The sequence below is a fragment of the Nonomuraea sp. NPDC050153 genome, assembly GCF_044460125.1.
Lineage (GTDB): Bacteria > Actinomycetota > Actinomycetes > Streptosporangiales > Streptosporangiaceae > Nonomuraea.
Genome location: NZ_JBITJQ010000012.1, coordinates 105,801 through 129,734 on the forward strand (window position 1 = coordinate 105,801; position 23,934 = coordinate 129,734).

Here is a 23,934-nt window from a genome sequence, read left to right on the forward strand (position 1 = left end):
ATGTAATTGTGTAATTATGCCCGCGGCAGGGGGATTACGACACCTTTTTCAGGGTCAAGCAGGCCACGCGGTCCCCCGCCGTGCCCACCTCCGGACCCGAGGTCTTGGTGGCCTTGGCGTGGATGACGAGCGAGCCGGGCAGCTTGGCCGGGTCGAGGACCCAGTCGTTGCGGGCGGTCGAGCGGCCCGCGCCCTCTCCGTCGGTGGTGAAGTCGAGCCAGACCTCACTGGCCGCGCTGACCTCGCCGGCCGTGTGCTGGTAGTGCGGCCCCGCCTCCTCTGGCTTCTTGCCGCACGGCTTGTCGTGGAGGTGGGCGCCGTAGTGGCGGTTGGGGAGCAGGCCCTCGACGACGAGGGTCGTGCGGGTCTTGCCGTCGGCCGACTCGACGTGGGCGCTGCCCTGGGCCCCCTTCGGGGCCAGCTTGCGGTCGTAGGCGATGGCCGAGGTGTCGGAGGCGGTGAACTCCCCCTCGCCCGCCAGCCTGATCGCCCCGCCCGTGGGCCCCTCACTGGGCCCCATGACCTGCTGGAGCGGGGCGGGCGGGCCCGCGCAGGCTGCGGTGAGCATGATGAGCAGGAGTGCGGGCACGCGCATGAGACCCTCCATGGTTCGAGCCCCTACGACAGGAGGGCCCTGGGAGGGCACCCACTCTAACGAGTGACAGCACTGCTACGGTGAGTATTTGGCGGTTAGGCGCCGCGTTTCGCCGCGATGTCGTCGATGATCGCGGCCAGCGTGAAGTCGAGGTCGGTGAGCCCGCCCGCGTCGTGGGTGGTGAGGGCCAGGTGGAGAGTACGCCAGCGGATGTCGATGTCGGGGTGGTGGTTGAGCTCCTCGGCCCGCACCGCGATCTCGTCCACGATGCGGATGGCCGTGGGGAAGTCGGGCGCCTCGATCGTGCGCCGGATCTCGTCGCCCTCGCGCCGCCATTCGGGCAGGTTCTCGCTCATGGCGCCACGTTACTTCAGCGCCCCCGAGCCGAGCCCGGACTGGATCTGGCGTTGGAAGATGATGTAGACGACCATGACCGGCAGGATCGTCATGCTCAGCGCGGCGAACAGGCCCGGCCAGTCCGCCTCGTACCCGGCCAGGGTGGAGATCTTGGCGATGCCCTGGGTGAGCACCCATTTGTCCGGGTCGCCGGCCAGGAGCACGAGGGGCAGCAGATACTGGTTCCACTGGCCGAGGACGTTGAAGATGGTGATGCTGATCAGGCCGGGCCGGGCCATGGGCACCATGATCTGGAAGAACGTCCGGGTGTGCGAGGCGCCGTCGATCATGGCCGCCTCGGCGACAGTTTCCGGCAGAGTCCGGAAAAATGCCGCCAAAAAGAAGACGGTGAACGGGAGCGAATAGGCGATATACACGAGGATGAGGCCGAAATGTGAGTTCAGCAGGCCGAACTGCTTGACGACGAAGAAGAGCGGCCCCAGGGCCAGGAACACCGGAAACGCCAGCCCGGCCACGAAGTAGTAGTAGATCAGCTTGTTCCCGATGAACCGGTAGCGAGCCAGCACATACGCCGCCATCGACCCGAACAACATCGTGCCCGCCGTGCCGAAGAAGACGACGATGACGGTGTTGAGCATGTACTGCCCGATGTGCGCCTTGTCCCAGGCCCGGCCCCACGAGTCCAGCCGCAGCGCCCCCGGGAGCTGCAGCGGGTCGCCGAAGATCTCGGTGTTGTTCTTGAACGACGCCAGGAACGTCCACAGCAGCGGCAGGATGATCAGCAGCGCCCACACGGCCAGCGCCACGTGCGAGAGCCCGTTGAGCACGCCGGGCCCTGGCCTGGGCCGGTTTCTGGCCATCTCTAGAGCTCAACCCTTTCACGCCTGGTCGTACGCAATGTCAGCACGGCGAACGTCACGGTGAGGAAGAACAGCGCCACGCCCATCGCGGACGCGTATCCGACCTTGTTGTAGGCGAAGGCCGTCTTGTAGATGGTGACGGGGAGAATGGTCGTGGCGCCGTCGGGCTCGCCTTTGTCGCCCGCCAGCACCTGCACCAAGGCGAATCCGTCGAAGGCCGCGATCCCCAGATAGATCCAGCCGACCTGGATGGTGTCGCGCAGCAGCGGCAGCGTGATCGAGAAGAACAGCCGCACGCGTCCGGCGCCGTCGAGCGCGGCGGCCTCGAAATAGTCCTTGGGGATGGCCGCCATCCCCGCCGAGAACAGCACCACGTAGAAGCCGACGCCCTGCCAGATCATCACCGCGATGATCGACCAGAGGGCCAGGCCAGGCTCGGTGAGCCAGCCGACGGGCCCGGCGCCGAACCTGGCGAGCACGCCGTTGATGACACCGTCCGCGTCGGGGCGGTAGACCGCCTGGAAGAGCACGCCCACCACGGCCACGGCCAGGACCTGGGGGAAGAAGAACACCACCCGGTAGAACGTCGACCCCCAGACCCCGCTCATGCCCGCGCCGCGCGTGCCGCCGCCCAGGTTCAGCAGGAACGACAGGAACAGCGCGATGACGATCGTCGCGATCGGCAGCACGAGCAGCATGATCCCGTGGTTGCGCAGGGCCTGCCAGAACACCTCGTCGTCGAACAGCCGGCCGAAGTTGTCCAGCCCCACGTACCGCACGATCGAGCTGTATCCGTTCCAGCTCGTCAGGGAGAGCTGGAACGCCTGGACGTAGGGGCTGATGACGAAGACCGAATAGAGCGCCAGGGGGACGGCGAGGAATCCGGCGACGAACCCGTACTTGCGCAGCCGCTCCATCTGCTCACTGGCTCCGCGTCTGCTTGGCGACCGCGTCGTCCTTCTTGATCTCGTCGGCCTTCTTCTGCATGTTCGCGCAGAACCTCTCCGGGGTGACGCGCCCGGCCATGACCACGTTGATCTGCTGGGTGCCGTAGTCGAACAGCTCCTTGTACCAGCCCTCGAAACGCGCGTCGGTGATGATGTTCTGGCCGGCCGCGTCCTGGGCCCTGGCGGCGCTCATCAGGCCGGCGGGCAGGTCGAGTCCGGTGGCGGCGCCGTTCACCACGGTGAGGTTCTCGGTCTTCTCGGTGAATCCGCGCGCGCCTTCCTTGGACAGCATGATGCGCAGGTATTCGAGGCCGCCCTGGGGATTCTTGCCCTTGGCCGCGACGACGAAGTTCTCGCCGACGCCGACCTGGATGGCGCCGTACGGCATCTTGTCGGCGGCGGTGACGTCGGGAATGGGGGCGATGGCGTATTCGAAGTCGTCGGGCTTGTCCTTGGCCATCTCGTTCTCGATCCAGGAGCCCACGGGGTAGAAGAGCAGCTTGTTCTGGAGCTGCTTGACCTGGGTCTGGGTGTGATCGAGGCCGAAGTACGCTTTGTCGCCATATTTCTGCTGGATGTCCACCCAGGCCGTGACCGCCTGCTTCATCGGCTCGGCGTTCCAGGCGTTGTCGACCAGGTTGTCGATGTCGATGATGACCTGGTTCCCGCCGATCTTGGCGGCCGTGTAGAGGACGTTCCAGAGCTGGTAGTACGGGCCCTTCTGCCCCGGATAGGCGAAGAGCAGGATGCCTTCCTGCTTGGCCGCGTCCCCGAGCGCCGTGAACTCGGCCCACGTCTTCGGTAGCGACCACCCCTTGGACGCGAACAGCTTGGCGTTGTACCAGAGCGCGCGGTGGGAGACGGTGTAGTTGAGGACGAGGTCCTTGCCGTTGATCTTGGCGTTGTCGATCACGGCCGGGGTGACGGTATCGCGGATCTTCTTGGCCGGGTCGTCGATCGACGGGGCGTCGAAGAGCACGGTAAGGTCGGCGAGGTGGTTCTCGGCGGCCAGCGCGGCCAGGTCCATCGAGTCGGGGCCGGAGTTGTTGAGCACGTCGGGCGCGTCGCCGCCGACGAAGCGCGGGCGTAGCTGGGTGCCGATCTGCTGGGTGGCGGTGTGCTTGACCAGCACGCCGGGGAACTCCTTCTTGTAGAGCTGCTCGTGCAGGTCCTTGGCGTAGGCGTCGCCGTACCCGCCGCTGAAGATGACCACCTCCAGCGGCTTCTTGGGGTCGACGCCGAACGGGTTCTTGGGGTCGGCGGAGGCGGTGATGCTGGGGGCGGCCGACGGCTCGCCTCCTGTGCCGGCCGTGGCGCAGGCGCTCAGGAGGCCCGCTCCGGGGCCGGCGACGAAGGCGGTCATGCCGAGGCGGCGCAGCATCTGACGCCGAGTGATCTCGCCTGGATGGGTCATGGGGGGCTCCCGAATTAGGAAAGTTTCCTAAACGTTTGCCCGAAGGTACGGACGGCCGCCGACGCGCGTCAAGGGGGCGCAATCGAGACGTGACCTTGCCGTGATCGCCTCGCCTGGCCACAGCATCGTGGACGGGGACACGGGCGGCAAGTGCCGAGCCGGCGGCGGCTCGGTAACCATGAGGTACCTATGGCACGATGAAGTAACCAGTATCCGATGGATACTCTGGCTCGCATGAAGATCCTGCTCTTTGGCGCGACCGGCATGATCGGCCAGCGCATAGCCGCCGAGCTGGCGAATCGCGGCCACCAGGTGACCGCCGTCAGCCGCAAGGGTCCCGTCAAGGGTGACGTCCACGACGCCGCCACCCTGGCCGAGGGCCACGACGCCGTCGTCTCCGCCATCGCCCCGCCGCGCGACGGCACCGAGCCCGAGCCGCCGTTCATGGAGGCCAACCGCGCGCTCATCGAGGGCGTGCGCGCGGCCGGCGTGCTCAGGCTCATCGTCGTGGGCGGCGCCGGCAGCCTCCAGGTCGCGCCGGGACAGGACCTGGTCGACACGCCCGACTTCCCGGAGATCTACAAAAAGGAGTCCAAGGCCCAGAGGTCGGCCCTCGGTCTCTATCGGGAGGTCGAGGACCTGGACTGGACGTACATCTCACCGGCCGCGGAGATCGCGCCGGGCGAGCGCACCGGCGTCTACCGCATCGGCGGCGACACGCTGCTGGCCGACGCCGAGGGCCGCAGCTTCATCTCGGCCGAGGACTACGCGGTCGCCATCGCCGACGAGCTCGAGAAGGACCTGCATCCGCGCAGGCGGATCACCGTCGCCTACTGAGCGGCCTCCTCCGGGAGCAGCGCCTTCTCGTCGGGCTTGTGGACGAGCACGTTGTCCACGTACGACTGCACGGCCGCGGCCAGCCCCACGTCAGCGCCCGTCTCCTCGGACAGGTACCAGCGGTGGTCGAGTATCTCGTGGAAGAGCTGCGCGGGCTCCAGCTTGCCGCGCAGCTCCGCGGGGATGGCCTCGACCGTCGGCTGGAACACCTCCGCCAGCCACTGGTGCGCCACGATGGCCTCGTCCTCGTGCCGCAGCCCCTTGGCCACCCTGAACCCGTCGAGGTCGTTGAGCAGCCGCCGCGCCTGGTTCTCCTCCACGTCGAGCCCGGTCAGCCGGAGCAGCCGCCGCTGGTGGTGCCCGGAGTCCACGACCTTGGGCCGGACGATGAGCCGCCCGGTGCCGACCTTGCGCCGCACCATCATCTCGGCCACGTCGAAGCCGAGCAGGTTCAGCCGCCGGATCCGCTGCTCCACGCGGTGCCAGTCGACCTCCTCGATGATCTCGCTCTGGGTGATCTCGTCCCACAGGCGGTGGTAGCGGGTGACGATGTCCTCGGCGGTCTCCATGGGGTCGATGGACGGGTGCAGCAGCCCGCCGGCCTCCAGGTCGAGCATCTCGCCGAAGATGTTCATGTGGGCGGTGTCGATGTCGGCCAGCCGCTGGCCCTCGCTGATCATCGGGTGCATCTCGCCGGTCTCGGCGTCCACCAGGTACGCGGCGAAGGCCCCCGCGTCCCTGCGGAACAGCGTGTTGGACAGCGAGCAGTCGCCCCAGTAGAACCCGTTCAGGTGCAGTCGCACCAAGAGCACGGCCAGCGCGTCCAGCAGGCGGGTGAGCGTGTCGGGCCGCAGCGTGCCCGACATGACGGCGCGGTACGGGAGCGAGAACTGCAGGTGCCGGGTGATCAGCGCCGCGTCCAGCCCTTCCTCGCGGCCGGTGACGTACGCGACGGGCTCCACGGCGGGCGCGTCGAGCCGGGCCAGATCCCACAGCAACTGGTACTCGCGCTTGGCGTACCGTTCGCTGATCTCCTTGATCGCGTACACCTTGCCGGACAGCCGGGCGAAGCGCACCACGTGCCGGGATATTCCGCGCGGCAGATCGACGAGATGGTACTGCGGCCAGTCTTGGAGGGGGACCTCCCAGGGGAGGCGGATCAGGTCAGGGTCGCCTAGCGCGCCAGTGATCTGCAGGGGCATTTCCACAGGATATGGTGCATCGGTGGACGAGTTTCTCAAGTGGTACTTTTCTGACCGTCCCGTCGTGGCCAGCTCATTAGGGGCCGACGGTTACGATCACACCCTCGGCGACTTCACCGCCTCCGCCTGGACCGCCCGCGAGCGGGAGGAGGCCCGCTGGCTCGACCGACTCTCCGGCATCGAGGCCGCCACCCTGGACGACGCCATCGACAGAGACCTGGTCCTCTCCCAGCTGAGAGGCTCGATCGCGCTCGCCGCCTGGCCCGAGTGGCGGCGCGACCCGGCCATCTACCTCTCCGCGATCTTCTCCTCCATGTACGCGCCGTTCCAGCGGCGCCTCAAGCCGGAGCCCGAGCTGGTGTCGTCGGCCGTCTCCCGGCTGGCCGAGGTGCCCGGCGTGCTGGCCGCCTGCCGTGCCAACCTCGACCCCGAGCTGGCCGCCCCGCTGCTGGTCAAGCGCGGGCTCGGCCAGGCGCGCACCGGCCGCAACTTCCTCACCCGGACGATCCCGTCCATGGTCCAGGACCCCGACCTGGCCGCCCGGCTGGCCGAGGCCGCCGAACCGGCGGCGCGGGCGTTCGACGAGCTGGTCGCCTTCCTTGAGGGCTTCGAGTGCGGCGGCACCTGGCGGATGGGCGAGAAGCTCTACTCCACACTGCTGCGCGACCGCGAGATGCTCGGCTACGGCGCCGCCGAGCTGCACGAGAAGGGCAAGGCCGCCTGGGCCGAGCTGGACGCGCGGATGCGCCAGGTGGCGCTGCGGGTCAACGGCGGCGAGGACTGGCGGGCGGCGATGGAGTTCCTCATGGACGACCATCCGCCGACGCTGGCCGACATGCGGGCCGAGTACGCGGCCGAGACCCAGCGGGCCAGGGAGTTCGTGCGGGAGCGGGACCTGGTCACGTTCGCCGAGGGCGAGGAGTGCGACGTGCTCCCCTCCGCCGAGTACACCCGTCCCGTCCTGTCCGTCGCCCACTACCTCTCGCCTCCCCCGCTGAGCGCCTCGCGCAAGGGCGTCTTCTTCGTCCCCTACACGCCCGACGGCTTCACCCCCGAGCAGGTACGCCAGCGCCTGCGGACGAACTCGCGGGCCCAGATGCCCTCGATCGCCGTGCACGAGGCCTACCCGGGGCATCACTGGCACCTGTCGTACATGGCGGGCAATCCGCGTACCGTCAGGAAGGTCTTCCGCACCCCGTACTTCACCGAGGGCTGGGCCCTGTACGTCGAGAAGCTCCTGCACGAGCAGGGCTACTTCGACACGCCCGCCACCGAGCTGGCCCACCTGGACTGCCGGATCTTCCGGGCCGCCAGGATCGTCGTGGACACGGCGCTGCACTGCGAGGACATGTCGATCGAGGAGGCGGAGACGTTCATGGCGACCAGGGCGTCGCTGTCGCCGGGCACCGCTCAGGGCGAGGTGAACCGCTACTGCGCGTGGCCCACGCAGGCGCCTTCCTACCTCACCGGCGCGATCGAGATCGACCGCGTCCGGGAGTCGTTCCAGGGGTCGCTGAAGGAGTTCCACGACCGGATCGCCGGGTCGGGCGGGCTGCCGCTGGGCCTGGCCGAGCAGGCGGCGCTCTCATAGGCAGCGCTCTCATAGGCGGCGCGGGAACGCCGGGGGGTTCAGCGCGCGCTCGACCACCGCGTCGAGCTGCTCGTTCGTGAGGATCGTGGGCTTGCCCACGCTGAGCCCCCTGACGTACACCTCGCACAGCCACTCCAGCAGCCGGGTGGCCTCGAACGCCTCCTCCAGCGTCGCCCCGACGGTCACGCCGCCGTGGTTGGCCATGAGGGCGGCCTTCTTGCCCTCCATCGCCGCGCGGACGTTGGCGGCCAGCTCGGGCGTGCCGTACGTGGCGTACTCGGCCACCTTGACCACCCCGCCGAGGATCAGCGCGTTGTAGTGCACGGGCGGGAGCTCGGTCATCGTGGTGGCCACGATCGTGCCGAACACCGAGTGCGTGTGCACGATGGCCCGGGCGTCCGTGGTCGCGTAGACGGCCAGGTGCATGGGGGTCTCGCTGGACGGCTGCAGCTCGCCCTCGACGAGGTAGCCGTCGACGTCCACGACGGGGCACATCTCCGGGGTCAGCCGGTCGAGCGCCGCCCCCGAGGGGGTGACCGCGACGAGATCCCCCTCGCGCACGCTCAGGTTGCCGGACGTGCCGATGACCAGGCCGAGCTCGACCGCGCGCCGGCCGTACTCGCACAACTGCTCGCGCAGGCTCATGTGCTGGCAATGTAGTCGGTCGTCCGAATTCCAGCAATCGCGCCGCTACAGACGATCAAGCGCCTGGAGCATGAGCCGCTCGATGTCGACGCGCCTGAGCCGGCCCGGGTAGAGGAGCAGGTGCAGGCTGAGGCCGTCCACCAGGGCGAGGAGGTGCTCGGTCAGGTCGTCCAGGTTGTCGTCGGTGCGCAGCTCACCGGCCGCGCGGGCCTGGGCCAGCAGGTCGCGTACGACGGCGCGCAGCTCGTCCGCCTCGGTGCGCTGGACCTCGGCCAGGCGCTCCGAGGCCAGGCTGCGGCTCCAGAAGCTGACCTCCAGGCGCGACTCCTGGGTGCGCTCGGCGTCCAGCGGCAGGTTGTCCAGCAGCAGCTCGCGCAGCGCGGCCAGCCCCGTCACGCCCTCGACCTTGCGGGTCAGCCGGTCGCGGATGCGCTGGTGCGACTGGCGCAGCGCCGACAGCAGGATCTCGTCCTTGTCGGCGAAGTAGTGGGCGAGCACGCCGTTGGAGTATCCGGCCTCCTTGGCGATGGCCCGCGTGGTGGCGGCGTCGATGCCGTCCCTGACGATCACCCGGCGGGCGGCTGACAGGACCTCGCGCCTGCGCTCGTCGTGATCGACGATCTTGGGCATCGGCTCCTCCATTGACTTTTTATTCGGACGTCTGTCTATTTAGACTATGACCGTCGCCACCGTCGGCGTCCACATCGTCGACATTCTCGCCAGGCCCATCGATCACATCCCCGAGGGCCAGGACACCGTACTGGTGGACCAGATCCGCCTCACCGCCGCCGGCGCCGCCGCCGGGACCGCCGTCGATCTGGTCAAGCTGGGCAACTCCGTGGTCACCATGGGAGCCGCCGGCGATGACGAGCTGGGCGACTTCCTGGTGGCGGTGCTCACCAAGCGCGGCGTCGACGTCTCGCGACTCGTGCGCCGGGCGGGCGAGCAGACGGCCGCGTCGATCCTGCCCATCAGGCCCGACGGCGGGCGGCCCAGCTTCCACGTGCCGGGGGCGAACCTCGGCGTGACGTACGCGGACCTGGACCCCGGCGTCCTGCGCGGCGTGCGGGCGATCCACCTGGGCGGGATGGACGTCACGTTCGGCCTCGGAGATCCGGCGTTCTTCGCCCTCCTGGACGAGGTACGCGCGTCCGGCACCCTCGTCACCATGGACCTCCTTTCGGAGCTGCCCGACTTATTGGGAATGGCCCGCGCTTTCCTGCCGCACGTGGACTACGTGCTGCCGAACGAGTCGCAGGCCCTTCTCATGGCCGGCGCCTCCGACGTCCACGAGGCCGCCCGGACCCTGCTGGCCGACGGGCCGCGCGGCGTGCTCGTCACGCTGGGCGCCGCGGGCAGCCTCGTGGTCACCCCGGAGGGAGCGGAGACGGTGCCCGCACTCAAGGTGGACGTCGCGGACACGACCGGCTGCGGGGACGCGTACTGCGCAGGGTTCCTGACGGGGCTCCTACACGGGCAGGACGTGCTGACCGCGGCCCGCTGGGGCACGGCCGCCGCCGCCCACGTCGCCACGGGGCTCGGCTCCGACGCCGGCCTCACCGACCTCGACTCGACTCTAAGGATCCTCGGATGACCGACGCAGAACTCCGTCAGCGCGCCCTGAAGGTCGTCCCCGGCGGCATGTACGGGCACCTGAACGCCGCCCTCTTCGCCCCCGGATTCCCGCAGTTCTTCGAGCGCGGCGAGGGCTGCCGCCAGTGGGACGTGGACGGGCGCGAGTACATCGACTTCATGTGCAGCTGGGGCCCGGTCGTGCTCGGCCACCGCCACCCCCGCGTGGAGGAGGCCGCCGCCCGGCAGGCCGCGCTCGGCGACTGCCTCAACGGCCCCGGCCCGATCATGGTGGAGCTGGCCGAGCTGCTCGTGGACACCGTGCCCAGCGCCGACTGGGCGATGTTCTCCAAGAACGGCACCGACGCCACCACGCAGGCGCTCATGGTCGCCCGCGCCGCCACCGGGCGGACCAAGGTCCTGATGGCGCACGGCGCCTACCACGGGGCCGACCCCTGGTGCACGCCCTCCCTGGCGGGCACGACGCCCAACGAGCGGGCGGACCTGGTGGAGTTCACGTACAACTCACTGACGTCGCTGGAGGCCGCGGCGGCGACCGTGGAGGGCGACGTGGCGGCGATCATCGTGACGCCGTTCAAGCACGACTCGTTCGAGGACCAGGAGCTGGTGGAGCCCGCCTTCGCCCGGGGCGCCCGCGCCCTGGCCGACCGGCTCGGGGCCGCGCTGGTGATCGACGACGTGCGGGCCGGGTTCCGGGTCGACCTGCGCGGGTCCTGGGAGCCGTACGGCGTGCGGCCCGACCTGACCGCCTGGTCGAAGGCCATGGCGAACGGCTACCCGATCGCCGCCGTCACCGGCACGGACGCGCTGCGCGGACCGGCGCAGACGCTGTACTCGACGGGGTCGTTCTGGTTCTCGGCGGTCGCCATGGCGGCGGCCAAGGCGACCATCGAGACGCTGCGCGACACCGACGGCATCGGCGCCATGGAACGGGCGGGCACGCAGCTCCGCGAGGGGCTCTACGCGCAGGCCAAGTCCCACGGGTTCGTGGTGAACCAGACCGGCCCCGTCACGATCCCGTGGCTCAGCTTCGACGGGGACGCCGACCTGTCCGTCGCGATGTGGTGGAGCGACGCCTGCCTGCGGCACGGGGTCTACCTGCACCCGTGGCACAACTGGTTCATGTCGGCCGCGCACACGGAGGCGGACGTGGCCAGGGCGCTGGAGGGCACGGACCAGGCGTTCGCGGAGACCCGTGCCCACTTCGGCTAGGCGGCGGTGAGCTTGGCGATCTCCTGTACGACGGAGGGCCAGAGCGGGCGCGGCAGGTCGTGGCCCATGCCCGGGTAGGTCACCAGCCGGGCGCCCGGGATGGCCGTGGCCGTGGCCTGCCCGCCCGCGACCGGGATGAGCTGGTCCGCCTCCCCGTGCAGCACCAGCGCGGGCACCCCCACGCCGGCGAGCCCCGCCGTGCGGTCGCCCGAGGCCATGACGGCGGCCAGCTGCCGGGCCGTCCCGTCGGGGTCGAAGCAGCGGTCGAACGCGAGTCCGGCCAGCGTGGTGATCCGCTCGCGGTCCAGCTCGTATCCGGGCGAGCCGATGACCGACCAGGTCCGCACCGCCTGGGCCAGGACCGCCTCGCGGTCGGCGGGGGGCCTGGTCATGAGGGCGGCGAGCGCGGCGTCCGTGGGCGGGGCCACCGAGGGGCCGGGCGTGGACATGATCGAGGTCAGGGTCAGCACCCGGTCCGGGTGGCGGATGGCCAGTGCCTGGGCGATCATGCCGCCCATCGACGCCCCGACCACGTGGGCGGCGGGCCAGCCCAGCGCGTCCATGAGTCCGGCCGTGTCGTCGGCCAGGTCGTCCAGCAGATATGGCGAAGGCGCCCCCGCAGCGGGGACGCCCTTGTCGTGGAAGTGCGTGGACAGACCGGCGTCGCGGTTGTCGAACCGTACGACGTGATGTCCCTGGTCCGCCAGCAGCTCGCAGAGCCCTTCATCCCAGTGGATGAGCTGGGCACCGAGCCCCATGATGAGGAGCAGAGGGCGCCCGTCGTGCGAGCCGAAGCTCTCGTAGGCGATTTCGATGCCGTTCGCGGCCGCGCGGATGGTCACGAAGACCAGAATGACATTCTGGTCCGGGGTCCGTAAAGCTCAGCCCATGAGGAGGTTGCGGATGCGCTCACTGGCGAGCGCCACTCCGCCTCCCGCCACGGCCACGGCGCTGGCCACGACGGCGCCCGCGCCGGCGCTCCACTCTCCGGCCTCGCGCGCCGGAGGCACGGCCACGCCGCCCGCGGGGGGCTCGGCCGGATTGTCGTCGTGCTCGGACCAGGCGCGGGTCGAGAACGGCACCGGGTAGTTCTTCTTGCCGGGCCCGTCGCCCCACTTGGTGATGACGTAGTCGACCTTGATGTGCCCCTGGCCGCCGATGCCGTCGACGCCGAGCGTGTCGGTGTTGAACGTGCCGCCGGTCAGCTCCGCGAACGTCTTGCCGTCCAGGTCCAGCATGACCCCGTTGTTGGAGGGCACGCCCGGGCCGCGGTCGCCGACGAAGAAGGGTAGTTTCTTGCCGTCGTGGATCACGTAGCCCTCGGTCATGAGCGGCCAGCTCGGGCTGGCGGCCAGGCCTTTCTGCATGGGCTTGCCGCTGGCGGGCAGGCCGGTGTCCCCGGCGCGGCCCGAGGCGTCGTCCCAGAAGTACGAGGCCGTGGTCGAGCCCTTGAGCAGGACCTTCTCATCCGTGTTGGAGTCGGCGCGGGCCGCGGTGCAGGCGATCGTGAGAGCGCTGACGGCGGAGGCGGTGAGCAGAGCGAGGGTACGCAGGCCAAAACGTGCAGACATGAAAAGTAAAGTCCTTCGCGAGGGGGCAGGGAGGTTGCGCTCGCTTGAAAAAGGGCGTAGCAGGACAAAGCACCTGACGGGGGGAAAGCTACGCGGAGCGCGAAACAAGCCTGGAGAAGGGGCCGCTCAGAAGGCGGTCGTCATCACGCGGTTGGGGTGTTCTACGTGATCATTCATGTAATGCATATGTCCTCTCCATCTCGCCTACCGGGTTAGCTGACGGGTTCGGGCGTGGAGCTGCCCTACCGACGCAAAGTCGGATTCACCCCAGGGAGGTGGGTCCCCGGTTCCCGAGTGATCGGGATTCGGCGCCAGCCGGCTGGTCCCTTCTGGGTAAGGTCCACGCCACCGGCTGGTAAGTGGCCAACACTCTAACCACGTATTCCGGACAAACACAAACACTTCGTCATGAATCGGGCTAAAGATCTACCTGCCTTGACAATAGGAAAGGGGGCACGGCATTGCCGTACCCCCTGGAAATTCCCGGCCTCAGCCGCCGCTCTTGCGCCTGAACGATCTTTTACTCGCAGCCGGACCGTGCGCCCCGTGGATCTTCGATGGGTCGCCGCCCTTGCCACCGGCGCCCGAGTCCGCGTGCTGGTTACGCTTGCGCTCCAGCGCCTCGCGGAACTTGCGCTTCATCTCGTCCTCGGGAGTCTCGCCGACTTCCGGCTCCGGTGTATCCGCCATGAGGACCTCCATGGTGTTGGGGACTATCACAGCTTCGCACGGCGCCGCTTATGACGCGAAACTGGCCTCAACCCTCGCCTGCGGCGTGGCGAGCGCCTCCAGCCGCCTGCCCGGCATCACCACCAGCGCCACCAGGCCCTCAGGAGCGGCTGAGCCCGCCCGTTCAGGTAAAGGGGAACCACTCCGTTCCTGGTGTTGGGTTGGAACGGCCCAGGAAATAGACCCGGCATGCCCGCCACGACCGCCAAGCCCTCAGTCCTGTCATGAGTCTCCTCGGCCGCGACCTGGCGGTGGACCTCGGGGGCGCCCGCACGCGGATCTACGTCAGGGGCAAGGGCATCGTGCTCGACGAACCCTCCGCGGTGACGATCGACGCCCGTACCGGCAAGATCATCGGGTACGGCGCGGACGCCACGGGCGACGAGACATGCTGGCCGGTCAGCGGCGGCCTGCCGGCCGACGGCGACCTCGCCCGGCGGATGGTCAGGCACTTCCTGAGCAAGGTTCAGCGGCGTCCGCTCGCCAGGCCGCGCCTGGTCATGGCGCTGCCCGACGGGGCCACGCCGATCGAGCGGGCCGCGCTGCGCGACGTGGCGTACGAGGCGGAGGCCAGGCAGATCGTGCTGATCCCGCACTCGCTCGCCGCGGCGCTCGGCGCGGGCCTGCCGGTCGGTGACTACGTGGGAGGCATGGTCATCGACGTCGGGCGCGACTCCGCCAGGATCGCCGTGCTCTCCGGAGGGGAGGCCGTGGCCACGACGGCGGTCCCCAGCGGCGGCCGGGCCGTGAACCGGGCCATCGCCCGCCTGGTCGAACACGAGCACGGCCACACCCTCGACGAACACGAGGCGGAGACGGCCAAGCGCCACGCCGGCGGGAACTCGTCGCAGGAAGACGTGACCGTACGCACGCGGAACCCGGAAACCGGCCACGAGCACGCCGTACGGCTGCCCACGGAGCGGATCCGGGAGGCGGCGGCTCCGGCGATCGAGTCCATCGTGTGGGCGGCGATGGAGACCGTCGAACGCTGCCCCGCCGAACTGACCGCCGACCTCGGGGAGCGCGGCACGGTGCTGGTGGGGGGCGGCGCGCTGCTCGCGGGCCTCGCGCCGCGGCTGCGGGAGTCCCTGGGCATGCCGGTACGGCAGGCGGAACGGCCCCTGGAGTGCGTGGCCCTCGGCCTCGGCGCCTGCGCGAACGACCTGGGCCTGCTCGCCCGCCTCCGCGGCGGCCGCACCCGGCTCCGGTGATGTTTTCCGCCTTTTGCCGGTGACCCTGGGCGATCTCGGATATGGTCCGATCGTGCGCGCCTGCCGTCACGGCTTATCCGCGGCGCTCCTCTGCGTCGCGGCGATGACGGCCTGCACGGCGGCCTCCGAACTCCCCACCCTCGAAGACGCCGCCCGGCGACTCGACTCCGACGGCAGCGCCCTGCTCAGCGCCGCCGGCCTCCGCCTGTCGCCGGAGGCGCCGGTGGAGGACGATTCGTGCGTGCCCGGTCAGGTGCGGCGCTACTTCCGCGCCGAGAGCGACCTCGCCTCCGCCTCCACCGGGCTGCTCGCCCGGCTCCAGGCGATGGGGTACGACAGGGTGGTCGATGATCTGGATCTGCGGGATGGGGATCAGGATGTTTCGGTGTTGCGCAATCCTGAGACTCGGCTGACGTTCGAGCTGACCGTGCTGTCCGGCGACAGGCCCGGCGTGCGCGTCACCGGCAAGACAACCTGCTACACAACCGACTCACCACCGTAGGCGTGTCGTCGGCCGGAGGTGGGTGCCTGGCGTTGCCGCAACCGCATGGCCGCAGGCGCACCCCCTGGCCAGATGGGCCCGACGAGGGTCGGGCCCGGGTGTGGGAGGTCAAGGGGTGGACAGGGCCTCGGTCGGGGAGAGGCGGGAGGCGCGGATGGCCGGGTAGAGGCCGGCGGCGGCGCCGATGGCGAGGGTGGCGGCCAGGCCGCCACCGGTGGCCCAGGCCGGGACCACGGAGGGCCAGCCGCTGTACAGCGCGTACCCCATCGTGACCCCCGTCCCCAGGAGGATCCCCCCTCCCCCGCCCAGGCCCGACAACAGCAGCGACTCCGCGAGGAACTGGGTGCGGATCTGCCCCCGGGTGGCCCCGAGCGAGCGGCGGAGGCCGATTTCGGCGCGGCGTTCCAGCACCGAGATGACCATCGTGTTGGCCACCCCCACCCCGCCCACCAGCAGCGCCACGGCCCCCACCCCCAACAGGAGGTTGGCGAACGCCTGGCTGGTCGCCTGCTTGGCGGCCAGGGCGTCGGACGGGCGGGAGACGTCCACCTCGTTGGGCGCCTCCGGGTTGGCGGTGCCGGCCAGCACCTGGCGGACGGCCTCCAGCTTGGACTCCTCCGAGCGGGTGTAGAGCGTGGTCGGGTGCCCGTCGAAGCCCAGCCGGGACTCCGCCACCGGCCAGCCGACCAGGACGCCGCTGTCCAGTTCGGTGGCGAGCGCCACCGGGTTCATGACCCCGACGACCGCGAAGCGGACGCCGCCGATCACGACCTGCGTGTCGGGCCCGATCGAGCCGACGCCGAGCCGCTGGGCGGCGGAGGAGCCGAGCACGGCGGCCGGGTAGCGTTCGGTGGCGGCGTTGAGCCAGGTCCCGCCGCGCAGGGTCGCGCCGACGGTGGCGGGCAGGTCGAGGCGGGCCGCGTACGTGGTCATGCCGCCGGTCTGGGCCTCGGGGATCTGCTCCGACCGGTAGATCTTGGCGTCGCCGACGCGCCCGATCGACGAGGCCGCCTCGACGGGGCCGATCCGTTCGATCATCGCCTCCGCGTCCTTCGGCATCTGCGCGGCCTCGCCCATGAGCGTGGTGCCGGACGAGACCGTGAGCAGGTTGGTGCCGAGCGCGGAGAGCGTACGGTCCAGCTCGGCGCCCGACGAGGACGAGAGCCCGACCACGCTGACCATGGCCGCGATGCCGATGGCGATGCCGAGCGCCGACAGGAAGGCCCGCAACGGTCGCGTACGCAGGCCGACCGCCCCGACGCGCATCACGTCGCGGGGCCGCATCCTGGCCGGGGACAACTTCGGCCGGGCCACCTCCAAGACGGCCATCACACCACCTCCAGCGGGACCCGCGCGGTGTCGGAGATGATCCGGCCGTCGCGCATCCGCACCTGCCTGGGCAGGCTGGCGGCGATCTCCCGGTCGTGCGTGATGATCACGATGGTGGTGCCGGCCGCGTTCAGCTCGCGCAGCAGCTCCATCACCCCCGTACCCGACACCGAGTCCAGGGCCCCGGTCGGTTCGTCGGCCAGGAGCAGCGGCGGGTCGCCCGCCACCGCCCTGGCGATGGCCACGCGCTGCCGTTCGCCGCCGGACAGCTCGTGCGGCTCGTGGTCCATCCGGTGCCCGAGCCCGACCCGTTCGAGCGCCTCGGCCGCGCGGCGGCGCCGCTCCGACCGGCTCAGGCCGGTGTAGACGAGGCCGTCGGCCACGTTGTCCAGGGCCGGGACCTTCGCGGCGAGGTGGAACGACTGGAACACGAACCCGATCGTGGTGGCCCGCAGCGCCGACAGCTGGTTGTCGGACAGCTTGGAGACGTCGTACCCGTCGATGTGGATGGTCCCGGACGTGGGCCGGTCGAGGGTGCCGACGACGTTGAGCATCGTCGACTTGCCCGAGCCGGACGGCCCGACGATGGCGATCAGCTCGCCGTGCTCGATGCGCAGCGACACCGACCGCAGCGCCGCCACGTCGCCGGGGTACGTCCTGGACACGTCCGCCAGCTCGATCATGGGGTACGTCATTTCGGCATCCCCACGGCCATGCCCTCGGTGAGCCCGTCACCGCTGACCTCGACCCGTCCCCCGGCGAACAGCCCCGTCTCGACCTTGATGTAGCGGGACCGGCCCCCTTCGACGACCTCCAGGCCGTAGCCGCCCTCGCGCAGCGCCACCAGCGCCGCGATCGGCACGGTCAGCACGTTCTTGCGCTGGGAGGCCGTGAACGTCACGTCCACCGCCGCCTTGTCCAGCCCCTTGGCGGACTTGGAGTCGCCGATCGAGACGAGCGCCTCGACGCGGGTCTCCGGTTCGGCGTTCTGGCCCTCGCCCGGCTTGACGACCGTGGCCACCTCGGTGACCTTGCCCCGTACGTTCTTGCCGTCCGGCAGCGTGACCTCGACCTTGGCGCCCTTCTTGGCCATCCGCTGGTCCTCGGCCTCCAGCTCGACCGTGATCACCTTGGACGTGCCGGTATACGTCAGGACCTTCTGCCCCGGCGCGGCCGGCTGGCCCTCCTCGGACTCCAGGCTCTCCACCCGCACCTTGCCGGGGGCGAAGACGACCCGGCCCAGCTCGACCACGCCCGTCTCGTCCAGGCCGCGGTCCTCCTGCCACTCCTTGACGGCCTCGGCCGTGTCGTAGGTGTACTCGTCGTCGACCGTGAAGCCGTCGTAGCCGAGCTTCTTGAGGTTGCGCTCCAGGTTCTCGACGTCCTTGCCCTCCACACCGGCCTTGAGGTCGCGATAGGCGGGCGTGTCGCCGTACATGAGCATGACCGGCTGGTTGTCCACCCGGTACAGCGACCGGCCGCGGGTGATCTGCGCGCCGCTGTCGGGCAGCCAGGTGATCGTGCCGGGCTTCCTGCTCACCGCCGTGGTCACCGGGCCGTAGCCGAGTTCGCCGTCGGCGTCCCTGGTGTCGTTCAGGGTCTGCCTGGTCACCGTCGTGGTGGCCGGCGGCAGGGCGGCGGCCGTCTGGGTGGGGCCGGCACCGCCCTTCAGCAGGCCGGCGCTGTTGACCGCCACGAACCCGCCGCCCGCGGCGGCCAGCGCGATCAGGAGCCCGGCGACCACCTTGCCCCGGCCGCGACGGCGGCGCGGCCGGGAGGGCGGGGAGCCGGGCTCCGCCTTCCCGTCGATGGTGGCCATCCCCATCACATGCCTCCCATGCCCGCCTCAGAGAACTCCTTCTGGCACTTCTGCTGGGCGGACTTGAAGTCGGGGTCCTCGCCGACCGTGCCGGTGATGCGCATCCCGCCGCCCTCGGGGTCGGGGAAGGACTCGACGCCGTTGTCACGCATGCACTGCGCGACCTTGCGCAGGGCCTCGGCCCTCTTCGGGTCGACCTGGCCGCCCTGCCCGCCCATCGTCGGCGCGTACTGCTTGCACGCCTCCTGGGCCGCCTTGACCTTCTCCTCAGGGACGCTGCCGTCGAACTTCATCATGATGCCCTTGCCGGGCTCGGGGTCGGGGACGTCGACGCCGTTCTCGCGCATGCACTGGGCGAATTTGAGACCGCGATCCTGCGGGTCCTCGCTGGGCTTCGCGCTGGCCGCGGCCTGGGTGCCGGTGCCGGACACCGACGCCACATCAGAGCCGCCGCCGTCGCCCGAACCGCAGGCGGCCAGGGTCAGGGTGAGCGCCAGGGCCAATACGCTGAGAGCTCGTCCTCGCATGGTGTTCTCCTCCATCGAATGAACGTGGTTCGAGGGGAGATGCAATAGGGGCCGCTGTTTCCTCAGCGTTTCCCCCGGCGGCTTATTCGGAGCAAATGCCGGCTACGCCACACTCGGTTCCACAGGCAGAAGAAAGGTGCACGATGCGGGTGCTGGTGGTTGAGGACGAGCTCCTGCTCGCCGACGCGATCGCCGAGTGGCTGCGCGAGGAGACGCACGCGGTCGATCTGGCGCATGACGGCGAGGCGGCGCTGGAACGGATCGCGGTCAACGACTACGACGTGGTCGTGCTGGACCGCGACCTGCCGCGCGTGCACGGCGACGACGTGTGCCGGGAGCTGGTGGCGTCCGAGCGCGACGCGCGGGTGCTGATGCTGACCGCCGCCGCCCAGCTCGACGACCGGGTCACGGGGCTGTCCCTGGGGGCCGACGACTACCTGTCGAAGCCGTTCGCGTTCCCCGAGCTGGCCGCGCGGGTCCTGGCGCTGGGACGGCGCTCGCGACCGGCGGTGCCGCCGGTGCTGCGCAGGGCCGGGATCACGCTGGACCCGGCGCGCAGGGAGGTCTTCAGGAACGGGCGGTTCGTCCCGTTGGCGAAGAAGGAGTTCGCCGTCCTGACGGAGCTGATGCGGGCGAACGGCACCGTGGTCTCGGCCGAGCAGCTGCTGGAGAAGGCGTGGGACGAGCACGCCGACCCGTTCACGGGCGCGGTCAGGCTCACCATTCTCAAGCTGCGCCGCAAGCTCGCCGACCCTCCGGTGGTGGAGACCGTGTCGGGAGTCGGGTACCGCATCGCATGAACGTCCTGAGGCGGCTCGTACGGCCGCGGCCCACGCTGCGGCTGCGGCTCACCCTGCTGTACGGGGCCGTGTTCATGCTCGCCGGGCTGACCCTGCTCGGCGTCACCTACCTGCTGTTCAACCAGCAGCTGACGAATTCGTTCGAGAGCCGGTTCACCGCCCCGCCGGGCCGCGTCAAGCAGCTGTTCTTCGTCGAGAACGGGGTCAGGCTCAGCGGCGACGCGGCGTACGAGTGGCTACGGCAGCAGGAGCTGAAGCTGCGCGGCGCGGCCGTCACGTCGCTGCTGACGCAGGGCCTGATCGCGCTGGTCGTGGTCGGCGCCGCGGCCGTCCTGCTCGGCTGGGTGGTCGCCGGACGGGTGCTGCGCCCGCTGCACCGGGTCACCGAGACGGCGCGCAGGATCGCCGCCGCGCCCATGGCCGAGCGCGGGCTGCACGAGCGGATCGCGCTGGAGGGGCCGGACGACGAGGTCAAGACGCTCGCCGACACGTTCGACACCATGGTGGAGCGGCTGGACCAGTCCTTCGACGGGCAGCGCAGGTTCGTGGCGAACGCCTCGCACGAGCTGCGCACGCCGCTGACGCTGAACCGGGCGCTGGTCGAGCTGGCCATGCACCGCCGCACGGCCTCGGCCGAGATCAAGGATCTGGGCGAGAGCCTGCTGGAGATCAACGCCCGCCACGAGCGGCTGATCTCCGGGCTGTTGCTGCTGGCCAGGTCGGAGCAGGAGGTCTCGGACCGCTCCCCGGTGGACCTGGCCGACGTGGTGACGCACGTGGTCAGGCAGACCGCCGCGGACGCCCACGACTCCAAGGTCACCGTGTACGAGGTCACCGCGCAGGCGCCCACCGCCGGGGACGCCCTGCTGCTCGAACGGCTGGTGCACAACCTGGTCGAGAACGGCATCCGGCACAACGTGGACGACGGGACCGGGTGGGTGCGGGTGGTCAGCCGTACCGTGGCCGGCGAATCGGGTGGGCAAGCCGAGGTGGAGGTCAGCAACACCGGGCCGAGCGTGCCGCCGTACGACATCCCGCAGCTCTTCAAGCCGTTCCACCGGCACGGGGCCGAGCGCGTGATCACGGCCAGGAGCGCGGGGCTGGGGCTGTCGATCGTACGGTCGGTGGCGGTGGCGCATGGCGGGGACGTCAGGGCGCGGCCCCGTGAGGGCGGCGGCCTGGTCGTGACCGCGTCGCTGCCGCTCGCCCCCCATTAGCTCTGTACTGTCGGGTGTCATGGAGATCTGGATCAACCCGGCGTGCTCGAAGTGCCGCTCCGCGCTGTCCATCCTGGACGCCGAGGCGGCCGAGTACACCGTGCGCCGCTACCTGGAGGACCCGCCCAGCGCGGCCGAGATCGGCGCGGTCCTGGCCAGGCTCGGCCTCGAACCCTGGGACATCACCAGGACCGGCGAGGCGCGGGCGGCCGAGCTCGGCATGGACGCCTGGCCGCGTGACGCGGACGCCCGCGACCGGTGGATCAGGGCGCTGGCGGAGAACCCGATCCTGATCCAGCGGCCGATCATCACGGCCGACGACGGGACGACGGTGGTCGGCCGGTCCGAGGAGGCGGTACGGTCCGTCCTCCCCTGACCGGCGGCTCGGTCAGTTGACGCAGTCCTGGGTCTTGAGGCCGAGCGCCATCTCGTAGACCTTGCCCTTCGAGAGCAGGAACGAGTAGTAGGCCTTGGAGTTGCCGGGGACGGTCGTGTACGGGAACCCGCTCGCCGCGGTCTTGACGCCCGGGTACGCCTTCTTGATCTGCTTGATCGTGGAGCCGAGGCCGATGCCCTCGGGCGTCTTGACCCCCTTGGCGGCGAAGATCACGGCCACGCCGCGCTTCTTGGAGATGTACAGGCCCACGCCGTCCTTGCCGCTGGGGAGGGCCTTCAGGTCCCAGCCCGAGCACGAGCCCGCCTCGCCCGCCCTCTTGAGCACGACCGCCCCGGTCGCCTTGGCCTGCTTCGCGCTCATGCCGAGCTTGACCGTGCCGTAGCCGTACGGCCCCAGCGCGGTCTTGGCGGACTGCGCGAGCGCGGGTGTGCCGGCGGTGAGCAGAGCCCCGCCTGCCAGGACCGCCACAAGCACCTTCTTCACGATGATCTCCCCTGGGTCGAACGGTACGCATGCTTCGAGTGGCGGACCCGGCGGAAAGTTCAGCCGGGTTCGTCACGAATGCGCCACACCGCCGGCGCGCACAGCGTCACGACCGTGAGGAGCACGGCCATCACGGCGCCCACGCCCAGGACGGGCCCGCTGCCTGACAACTCCGCCGCCGGGCCCGCCAGTCCCATGCCGACGGGCGCGGCCACGAGGGCGCCGAGCAGGGTGACGGAGGTGGCGCGGGAGACGAACGCCTCGGGGAGGTGGCGCTGGATGGCGGTGGTCTGGAGGACGTTGTAGACGACCAGCTCCATGCCGGCGGCCACCGCGGCGAGCGCCAGTGCCCAGGGCTCGGCGGGGATCGCCAGCAGAGCCGGGAGCGGGGCGATCAGGAGGAAGAAGAGGAGCGCCGCGACCATGGGCCGCTCCGGCCGCCAGCGGGCCCCGACGAAGCCGCCGGCCAGCCCGCCGACGGCGTACGCGATGCCGATGGCCGACCAGGCGGGGGCGCCGCCGAGGTCCCGGTCGGCGACGTACGGGCCGAGGACCAGGATCGGGGAGACCACGAGCACGTTCGTGAGCGCGCTGTGAAGCGTCCACATCCACAGCCACCGGTGCCGGGAGAACTCCGCGATCCCGCCGCCGATGCCGGCCAGCACGCCGCCGCTCGGACGCGGTCGTCCCGCCTCCAGGGGCAGGCGGTACAGGAAGGCCGCGCTCACCAGGAACGTCAGCGCGTCGACCAGGACGGCCCAGCCCGGCCCGACCAGCGCCACCAGGGCTCCGGCGGCGCCCAGCGCCAGGATCGACGCGGCGCTCCTGGAGATCGAGATCAGGGAGTTGGCCGCCTGCACGTGCTCCCTGCCGGCCAGCCCGGTGACGAGGCCCGCCGCGGCCGGGGTGAAGAACGCCGATCCCGCGCCGGCGATCAGCTGCAGGACCACCAGCATCCAGAGGTGCGCGGTGCCGGTGAGCAGCAGGAGCGCGGTCGTGCCGTGGGCGGCGAAGCGGGTCAGGTCGGCGAGCAGCATGACGGTCCTGCGGGAGAACCGGTCGCCGGCCGCGCCGCCCAGCAGGGTCAGGACGATGACCGGCAGCCGGGTGCTCAGGAGCACGATCCCCAGATCCACGGCTGATCCGGTGAGGTGCAGCACGGCGAACGCGATCGCCAGCGGGGTCAGCGAGTCACCGAACGCGGAGGCGGTCTGGCCCAGGTAGTAGCGCCGGAAGTCGGCGGCCGCCAGCGGCGCGAACATCCGCCGCGTGGAGACCCCTCGCCTACCGGCCTCACGCCGCCCACCCGCGCCGGGATCGGGCCGGATGGCGGTGTCGGACACCGTGCCCCCTTACCCGTGCTCGCGTGACGTCGGCACTCACCTCTGGTGGCCGATCCGGGGACACTCTGCCAGGCCGCACCGACAGTTCCGGGATGGTCAGGCCGGGGCGTAGTGCGCGTCGACGGCGGGCTGGCCGGTGTAGTTGGGGCCGGCCTGGTCGTCCGCGCCCAGGTAGCGGTACGGGAGGTCGAGGCGTTTGCGGCCCCGGCAGCTGATCCTCCTGGTACGCCCGTCGTACGTCATCCCTTGCGAGCGCAGCGCGGCGGTCAGGCGGCGGCCGGCGAGGACGCCGTCCGGGAGGCGGATGCTCCGGGTGTCGAAGTTCGCGACGAAGAGGCCGTCTTCGGTGAGCCAGTCGGCGGCCCTCGCCAGGAGGGCGAGCTTGTCGCCGATGTAGTGCAGGCCGTGCACGCAGGTGATGAGGTCGAAGGGGGCATCGGGACGCCAGGTGGCGGCGGAGGCGGCGATCAGTCGCAGCCCCGGGGGTCTCGGCGGGCAGGCGAAGAAGTCGACCAGGTCCACGCCCACGATCTCGGCGTCCGGCCCGAGCAGGCCGGTGGCCTCGTTGAGGGCGTTCGCCGTACCGCAGCACAGGTCCAGCCAGCGCGCCGGCCGGGCTCGCGTGGCGCGGAGCACGTCGACGACGTCGATGCCGAGCTCGCGGTTGTAGGAGGGGAGGCGGCGTTCGCGGTTCATCAGGCTGTTGGCCACGACGGGCGAACCCTCCAGCTCGTCGTCCGTGGTCAGCGACAT

At 70.5% G+C, this 23,934-nt stretch carries 27 protein-coding genes and 1 riboswitch; of the genes, 9 read left to right on the forward strand and 18 right to left on the reverse strand.

What is annotated here, in order from left to right:
* Nucleotides 1–34 precede the first annotated feature (34 nt).
* From ACIBQ1_RS28315 to ngcE, 5 genes are all read right to left on the reverse strand, one after another.
* A complete protein-coding gene (locus ACIBQ1_RS28315; RefSeq protein ID WP_397282191.1) occupies nucleotides 35–595 on the reverse strand; it encodes a superoxide dismutase family protein in 561 nt (186 codons plus the stop codon).
* A 95-nt stretch (nucleotides 596–690) separates the two neighbouring features.
* On the reverse strand, nucleotides 691–951 hold the full coding sequence (locus ACIBQ1_RS28320; protein WP_397282193.1) for a 4a-hydroxytetrahydrobiopterin dehydratase: 261 nt from the start codon (nucleotides 949–951) through the stop codon (nucleotides 691–693).
* A 9-nt stretch (nucleotides 952–960) separates the two neighbouring features.
* A complete protein-coding gene (locus ACIBQ1_RS28325; protein ID WP_397282195.1) occupies nucleotides 961–1,812 on the reverse strand; it encodes a carbohydrate ABC transporter permease in 852 nt (283 codons plus the stop codon).
* 2 nt (nucleotides 1,813–1,814) lie between these two features.
* On the reverse strand, nucleotides 1,815–2,729 hold the full coding sequence (locus ACIBQ1_RS28330; protein WP_397282197.1) for a carbohydrate ABC transporter permease: 915 nt from the start codon (nucleotides 2,727–2,729) through the stop codon (nucleotides 1,815–1,817).
* Between the two features lie 4 nt (nucleotides 2,730–2,733).
* On the reverse strand, nucleotides 2,734–4,173 hold the full coding sequence (gene ngcE, locus ACIBQ1_RS28335) for an N-acetylglucosamine/diacetylchitobiose ABC transporter substrate-binding protein (RefSeq protein ID WP_397282199.1): 1,440 nt from the start codon (nucleotides 4,171–4,173) through the stop codon (nucleotides 2,734–2,736).
* A 234-nt stretch (nucleotides 4,174–4,407) separates the two neighbouring features.
* Here ngcE and ACIBQ1_RS28340 point away from each other — a divergent pair, with 234 nt between their 5' ends.
* The gene (locus tag ACIBQ1_RS28340) at nucleotides 4,408–5,010 is read left to right on the forward strand and encodes an NAD(P)-dependent oxidoreductase (protein WP_397282201.1); all 603 of its coding nucleotides are present in this window, start codon (nucleotides 4,408–4,410) and stop codon (nucleotides 5,008–5,010) included.
* Here ACIBQ1_RS28340 and ACIBQ1_RS28345 read toward each other — a convergent pair.
* Nucleotides 5,004–6,212 carry a DUF4032 domain-containing protein gene (locus ACIBQ1_RS28345; protein WP_397282202.1) on the reverse strand — a complete coding sequence of 403 codons (1,209 nt, stop codon included), beginning with the start codon at nucleotides 6,210–6,212 and terminating at the stop codon, nucleotides 5,004–5,006. The genes ACIBQ1_RS28340 and ACIBQ1_RS28345 overlap by 7 nt on opposite strands.
* 22 nt (nucleotides 6,213–6,234) lie before the next feature.
* Here ACIBQ1_RS28345 and ACIBQ1_RS28350 point away from each other — a divergent pair, with 22 nt between their 5' ends.
* Entirely contained in the window at nucleotides 6,235–7,803 is a 1,569-nt protein-coding gene (locus tag ACIBQ1_RS28350; RefSeq protein ID WP_397282203.1) for a DUF885 domain-containing protein, read from the forward strand.
* 9 nt (nucleotides 7,804–7,812) lie between these two features.
* Here the strand turns inward: ACIBQ1_RS28350 and ACIBQ1_RS28355 are convergent, their stop codons facing one another.
* Both ACIBQ1_RS28355 and ACIBQ1_RS28360 read right to left on the reverse strand, forming a co-directional pair.
* Nucleotides 7,813–8,448 (reverse strand): class II aldolase/adducin family protein, encoded by a 636-nt coding sequence (locus ACIBQ1_RS28355; protein WP_397282205.1) that lies wholly within the window; start codon nucleotides 8,446–8,448, stop codon nucleotides 7,813–7,815.
* Nucleotides 8,449–8,493: 45 nt separating this feature from the next.
* A complete protein-coding gene (locus ACIBQ1_RS28360) occupies nucleotides 8,494–9,078 on the reverse strand; it encodes a TetR/AcrR family transcriptional regulator (RefSeq protein ID WP_397282206.1) in 585 nt (194 codons plus the stop codon).
* A 46-nt stretch (nucleotides 9,079–9,124) separates the two neighbouring features.
* Between ACIBQ1_RS28360 and ACIBQ1_RS28365 the strand changes: the two genes are divergently transcribed.
* The gene (locus ACIBQ1_RS28365; RefSeq protein WP_397282208.1) at nucleotides 9,125–10,042 is read left to right on the forward strand and encodes a carbohydrate kinase family protein; all 918 of its coding nucleotides are present in this window, start codon (nucleotides 9,125–9,127) and stop codon (nucleotides 10,040–10,042) included.
* On the forward strand, nucleotides 10,039–11,253 hold the full coding sequence (locus ACIBQ1_RS28370) for an aminotransferase class III-fold pyridoxal phosphate-dependent enzyme (protein WP_397282210.1): 1,215 nt from the start codon (nucleotides 10,039–10,041) through the stop codon (nucleotides 11,251–11,253). Before ACIBQ1_RS28365 ends, ACIBQ1_RS28370 begins: the two co-directional genes overlap by 4 nt.
* On the opposite strand, the gene ACIBQ1_RS28375 is transcribed toward ACIBQ1_RS28370, so the two are convergent.
* The 3 genes from ACIBQ1_RS28375 to ACIBQ1_RS28385 all read right to left on the reverse strand — a co-directional run bounded on the left by ACIBQ1_RS28375 (nucleotide 11,250) and on the right by ACIBQ1_RS28385 (nucleotide 13,514).
* On the reverse strand, nucleotides 11,250–12,095 hold the full coding sequence (locus ACIBQ1_RS28375) for an alpha/beta fold hydrolase (protein WP_397282211.1): 846 nt from the start codon (nucleotides 12,093–12,095) through the stop codon (nucleotides 11,250–11,252). The genes ACIBQ1_RS28370 and ACIBQ1_RS28375 overlap by 4 nt on opposite strands.
* 39 nt (nucleotides 12,096–12,134) lie before the next feature.
* Nucleotides 12,135–12,824, reverse strand: a complete 690-nt coding sequence (locus ACIBQ1_RS28380; RefSeq protein WP_397282214.1) for a hypothetical protein — start codon at nucleotides 12,822–12,824, stop codon at nucleotides 12,135–12,137.
* A gap of 186 nt (nucleotides 12,825–13,010) precedes the next feature.
* Nucleotides 13,011–13,145: riboswitch (cyclic di-AMP (ydaO/yuaA leader) on the reverse strand.
* A gap of 168 nt (nucleotides 13,146–13,313) precedes the next feature.
* The gene (locus ACIBQ1_RS28385; RefSeq protein WP_397282215.1) at nucleotides 13,314–13,514 is read right to left on the reverse strand and encodes a DUF5302 domain-containing protein; all 201 of its coding nucleotides are present in this window, start codon (nucleotides 13,512–13,514) and stop codon (nucleotides 13,314–13,316) included.
* Between the two features lie 263 nt (nucleotides 13,515–13,777).
* Between ACIBQ1_RS28385 and ACIBQ1_RS28390 the strand changes: the two genes are divergently transcribed.
* Both ACIBQ1_RS28390 and ACIBQ1_RS28395 read left to right on the forward strand, forming a co-directional pair.
* Nucleotides 13,778–14,764 (forward strand): rod shape-determining protein, encoded by a 987-nt coding sequence (locus ACIBQ1_RS28390; RefSeq protein ID WP_397282217.1) that lies wholly within the window; start codon nucleotides 13,778–13,780, stop codon nucleotides 14,762–14,764.
* 52 nt (nucleotides 14,765–14,816) lie between these two features.
* Entirely contained in the window at nucleotides 14,817–15,266 is a 450-nt protein-coding gene (locus ACIBQ1_RS28395) for a hypothetical protein (protein ID WP_397282219.1), read from the forward strand.
* A 108-nt stretch (nucleotides 15,267–15,374) separates the two neighbouring features.
* Here ACIBQ1_RS28395 and ACIBQ1_RS28400 read toward each other — a convergent pair whose 3' ends face one another.
* From ACIBQ1_RS28400 to ACIBQ1_RS28415, 4 genes are read right to left on the reverse strand one after another with little or no spacing between them, the layout of a single operon-like run.
* Complete coding sequence (locus ACIBQ1_RS28400) at nucleotides 15,375–16,595, reverse strand: ABC transporter permease (protein ID WP_397282221.1); 1,221 nt, start codon at nucleotides 16,593–16,595, stop codon at nucleotides 15,375–15,377.
* Nucleotides 16,595–17,290, reverse strand: coding sequence for an ABC transporter ATP-binding protein (locus tag ACIBQ1_RS28405; protein ID WP_397282222.1), 696 nt, complete (start codon nucleotides 17,288–17,290; stop codon nucleotides 16,595–16,597). The genes ACIBQ1_RS28400 and ACIBQ1_RS28405 overlap by 1 nt, the downstream gene beginning before the upstream one ends.
* Nucleotides 17,287–18,420 carry an efflux RND transporter periplasmic adaptor subunit gene (locus tag ACIBQ1_RS28410; RefSeq protein ID WP_397282224.1) on the reverse strand — a complete coding sequence of 378 codons (1,134 nt, stop codon included), beginning with the start codon at nucleotides 18,418–18,420 and terminating at the stop codon, nucleotides 17,287–17,289. Before ACIBQ1_RS28410 ends, ACIBQ1_RS28405 begins: the two co-directional genes overlap by 4 nt.
* Entirely contained in the window at nucleotides 18,420–18,941 is a 522-nt protein-coding gene (locus ACIBQ1_RS28415; protein ID WP_397282226.1) for a hypothetical protein, read from the reverse strand. The genes ACIBQ1_RS28410 and ACIBQ1_RS28415 overlap by 1 nt, the downstream gene beginning before the upstream one ends.
* A gap of 143 nt (nucleotides 18,942–19,084) precedes the next feature.
* Here ACIBQ1_RS28415 and ACIBQ1_RS28420 point away from each other — a divergent pair, with 143 nt between their 5' ends.
* The 3 genes from ACIBQ1_RS28420 to ACIBQ1_RS28430 are packed head-to-tail and all read left to right on the forward strand — an operon-like array spanning nucleotide 19,085 to nucleotide 21,334.
* Nucleotides 19,085–19,741, forward strand: a complete 657-nt coding sequence (locus tag ACIBQ1_RS28420; RefSeq protein ID WP_397282228.1) for a response regulator transcription factor — start codon at nucleotides 19,085–19,087, stop codon at nucleotides 19,739–19,741.
* Nucleotides 19,738–20,958 (forward strand): sensor histidine kinase, encoded by a 1,221-nt coding sequence (locus tag ACIBQ1_RS28425; protein ID WP_397282230.1) that lies wholly within the window; start codon nucleotides 19,738–19,740, stop codon nucleotides 20,956–20,958. The genes ACIBQ1_RS28420 and ACIBQ1_RS28425 overlap by 4 nt, the downstream gene beginning before the upstream one ends.
* 19 nt (nucleotides 20,959–20,977) lie before the next feature.
* Nucleotides 20,978–21,334 (forward strand): arsenate reductase family protein, encoded by a 357-nt coding sequence (locus ACIBQ1_RS28430; RefSeq protein WP_397282232.1) that lies wholly within the window; start codon nucleotides 20,978–20,980, stop codon nucleotides 21,332–21,334.
* 12 nt (nucleotides 21,335–21,346) lie between these two features.
* On the opposite strand, the gene ACIBQ1_RS28435 is transcribed toward ACIBQ1_RS28430, so the two are convergent.
* The 3 genes from ACIBQ1_RS28435 to ACIBQ1_RS28445 all read right to left on the reverse strand — a co-directional run bounded on the left by ACIBQ1_RS28435 (nucleotide 21,347) and on the right by ACIBQ1_RS28445 (nucleotide 23,934).
* Nucleotides 21,347–21,838: a hypothetical protein gene (locus ACIBQ1_RS28435; RefSeq protein ID WP_397282234.1), complete on the reverse strand. Its 492-nt coding sequence runs from the start codon at nucleotides 21,836–21,838 to the stop codon at nucleotides 21,347–21,349.
* Between the two features lie 59 nt (nucleotides 21,839–21,897).
* Complete coding sequence (locus ACIBQ1_RS28440) at nucleotides 21,898–23,181, reverse strand: MFS transporter (protein WP_397282236.1); 1,284 nt, start codon at nucleotides 23,179–23,181, stop codon at nucleotides 21,898–21,900.
* Between the two features lie 96 nt (nucleotides 23,182–23,277).
* Entirely contained in the window at nucleotides 23,278–23,934 is a 657-nt protein-coding gene (locus tag ACIBQ1_RS28445) for a class I SAM-dependent methyltransferase (protein WP_397282238.1), read from the reverse strand.